1 protein-coding gene and 2 pseudogenes are annotated in these 2,180 nt (G+C 41.1%); all 3 read left to right on the top strand.

Translation table 11 applies throughout. The features are described 5' to 3' along the window. A partial coding sequence (locus OQ279_RS18610) for an oligosaccharide flippase family protein (RefSeq protein WP_266071363.1) occupies nucleotides 1–652 on the top strand: 652 nt, incomplete at its 5' end. Then, nucleotides 649–2,037: pseudogene (gene yabN / locus OQ279_RS18605) on the top strand (bifunctional methyltransferase/pyrophosphohydrolase YabN); the annotation flags it as partial. The gene OQ279_RS18610 and the pseudogene yabN, both read left to right, overlap by 4 nt. Before the next feature lie 63 nt (nucleotides 2,038–2,100). Continuing rightward, nucleotides 2,101–2,180 (top strand): annotated as a pseudogene (locus tag OQ279_RS18600) (transposase); the annotation flags it as partial.

Here is a 2,180-nt window from a genome sequence, read left to right as displayed (position 1 = left end):
GATTCAGCTGGCCTTTCGCGTTGCCATCTTTGCTGGAGCTGGGGCGATGGTTGGGCTAATAGCCATTATAAAACCAACGAATACGATGCTATTCGAAAATGCTGCTGGTTCTAATGTACTGCAGATTTTAAGTATCCTGATTTTCTTAAGCTCGATCATTATGACTGCATCAGCGGTATTACAAGGTTTAGGATTTACCTTTTATCCTGCTTTTGTTATTTTAGGCGGCTTTATTATAAAATATTGTTTAAATATACTGTTCATCCCTCTTGCGGGCTTAAGCGGCGCTGCCATTGCGTCATGCATTGCTTTGCTTCTTGTTGTCATAGCCTTGCTGATTAAGTTAAAATTTCAATTACATATTAAAATTGTTCAGTTGGAATTTATCACTCCCATTTTAAAGGGAGCGGTTTGTATGTATATTGTGTTAAAAGGGTATTTGCTGCTTACCGATTTCTTTTATGGGGTTGGCTATGAAAGAATGGCATCGAGTTTTCAAGCTATAAGTGCTGTTTTTTTTGGCGGATTTATTTACTTGATAGTGGTGCTGAGAAGCCAGGTCTTTACTGAGGAGGAACTGTATATGCTTCCTTTAGGCAGTAAGCTTTTACTGCTGCTTCCCAAAAATAAAACGAGGATGACGAAAAAATGAACAAAATTAAGATAATTGGATTAGGTGCAGGCGATTTAAATCAGCTTCCTTTAGGCGTCTACAAAACGATACAAAACACTGAAAATCTTTATTTGCGGACAAAGGAGCATCCAGTTGTGGAGGAGCTAATAAAGGAAGGGGCTCATTTCCAATCCTTTGATGAAGTGTATGAGAAGTATGATACCTTTGAGGCTGTTTATGAAGAAATTACGAATGTGCTCCTGAATGCTGCACAGAGTGAAGATGTTACATATGCCGTGCCTGGTCATCCGCTCGTTGCTGAAAGAACGGTACAGCTTCTGATCGAACGGGCAGAACAAAGTGGAATACAACTAGAAGTTGGCGGAGGCCAGAGCTTTTTGGATGCCCTTTTTCAAGCTCTGCGAATTGATCCGGTAGAAGGATTTCAGGTTCTTGACGGAACTGATTTTTCGGTTGAGGAAGCACAGCTGCGCCAGCATATCATCATTGGCCAGGTATATGATCAATTTGTTGCCTCAGATGTAAAGCTGGAGTTAATGGAAAGGCTGCCGCATGATTATCCGGTTTTTATTGTGACAGCTGCCGGAAGCAGTCAGGAAAACATCAAAAAAGTAGAATTGGTTGAACTTGATCGTGAGGTAGAGCTGAATAATCTAACTTCTCTTTATGTACCGCCTGTCCAGGATGAAACCATTCTTTATAAAGACTTTGCTAAGTTAAAAGAGATCATTGCCATTTTGCGCGGACCGGATGGCTGTCCTTGGGATCGGAAACAAACCCATGAATCACTAAGAAAATATGTCATTGAAGAAGCATATGAACTGATCGATGCAATCAACAATGATGATATTGATAATATGATTGAAGAGCTTGGCGATCTGCTGCTGCAGATTATGCTTCATGCCCAAATTGGTGAAGATGAAGGCTTTTTCTCTATCACAGATGTCATTGAGGGTATATCAGAAAAGATGATCCGAAGACATCCGCACGTATTTGGTGAAGGACAAGCGGAGGATGCAGAAGAGGTCGTTAAGAATTGGCAGGAAATCAAAAAGGAAGAGAAGGCAGGCAAGGAAGAAAAAACATCTCTCCTTGATTCTGTTCCTCGCTCTTTCCCGGGACTAATGAGAGCAGAGGAGCTGCAGAAAAAGGCTGCATCTGTTGGATTTGATTGGGATGAAGCGGATGCTGCCTGGGAAAAGGTTAAGGAAGAAATTCGTGAGTTTGAGGCAGAAAAAGAGTTAAGCAGTGAAAAGATGAAATTAGAATATGGCGATATTTTATTTGCTTTTGTCAATGTTGCAAGATTTTTAGGCCTTAATCCAGAAGAAGCAATCCATGAGACCAACGAAAAATTTATCCGGCGTTTTAATTATATAGAAGATAGGGTAAAGGAAACAGGGAGAGAGTTTGCAGACTTCCAGCTTGAAGAACTGGATCAATATTGGGAAGAAGCCAAAAAATCTGGGCAAGACCTCTCCCTGCACCCCCATCTGCATTGTATCATACCCGGTGGAGGGATTACAAAATCAGGCAAATGGAAACC

This window comes from Salinimicrobium profundisediminis (assembly GCF_026241755.1).
In the GTDB taxonomy this organism is placed as follows: domain Bacteria; phylum Bacteroidota; class Bacteroidia; order Flavobacteriales; family Flavobacteriaceae; genus Salinimicrobium; species Salinimicrobium profundisediminis.
This window is presented reverse-complemented; position numbering and strand designations above follow the sequence as displayed.